The organism is Paenibacillus sp. P4_E11 (genome assembly GCF_056401635.1).
In genome coordinates, this window is sequence record NZ_JBFUIX010000504.1 from 1 (window position 1) to 1,252 (window position 1,252).

Below are 1,252 nucleotides of genomic sequence, written 5' to 3' on the forward strand. Positions count from 1 at the left end.
GATCACTGGGTGGCGGATCAATGGGAGCTCTTCCCTCTGACCCAATCCTTTAAGACAAGAAGTGGCGAATTGTATGCGAAAAAGCGTACTACGTTGAAAGAGGGATACATGGTGCGTTACGCAGATGACTTCAAAGTCATCTGTCGAGACTACAAGACAGCCTACAAGTGGTACCAAGCTATCGTGTCTTATTTAAAAAACCGTCTAAAACTGGATGTTTCGCCTGAAAAATCGCAAGTTGTAAATCTGCGAAAGCGAGAATCTGAATTTCTAGGATTCACGATCCGAGCGAATAAAAAGGGTAAGATCAGAGTAGCGCATACAGGTATTAAAGCTAGTAAAATAAAGAAGCTCAAGATTGAAGCTAAAAATCGCATTCAAAAATTGAGAACTTCTCCAACGGCTCAAAATGCAATACTCTTCAATAGCTTTGTTTTGGGAATCCATAACTATTTCAATCGGGCAACGCATGTCAGTGTTGCGTTCTCACGTCTTGCCTATGACCTGCGAACCTTCATGTATAATTGTCTTCATCCAATCGGGAAATATGAACATCCAACTAACCCGCCGCCGTCCTATGGCAAATTCTATAGTTTGGGTTACAGAACGTTCAAAGTGGCCAATGTCTATTTATATCCGCTTGCCAACGTGAAAACAAAGAACACCATGGGTTACAGTCAAAATCTTTCACTTTATACAACGGCAGGAAGAGAACAAATACACAAAAAGCTTCGTCCGGATCTACGTCAAGAAATTCTTTCCTTGATGGAATCTAGCATCCCGAACCAAAGTGTGGAATACATGGATAATCGATTGAGTCGGTACAGTATGAAGATGGGGAAATGCGAAATCACTGGGATGTACCTTTTCGCATCAGACGTCTACTGCCACCACTATATGCCATTATATCTCGGTGGAAGCGATAAATTCAATAACTTGCGGATTCTCCATAAAGAGGTATATGAACTAGTCCACCATACACACAAAGAGACAATTGAAGTGCTCATAAATAGACTTGGTATTACGGACTTAATGAAAAGCAAGATTAATCAATACCGTAATAAATACGGACTTGAGCCAGTCTAACCTTCCAAATTTACGAGTAACGAGGAACTTATGATCTAGTACATTCTGTTAGATGGAACGCGGAGTGCTGGGAAACCCGCACGCTCCGTGTGGAGCAGGGGAAAAGCTGGAGATAGCATCAAAGGCTTACCTATTGCTACAATCCTTTAATGACCTCGACTTAGAC

At 41.7% G+C, this 1,252-nt stretch carries 1 pseudogene; it reads left to right on the plus strand.

Annotated elements, in window-relative coordinates:
• Positions 1-1,086, plus strand: a pseudogene (locus tag AC1DWB_RS35535) (group II intron reverse transcriptase/maturase); the annotation flags it as partial.
• Positions 1,087-1,252: the final 166 nt, after the last annotated feature.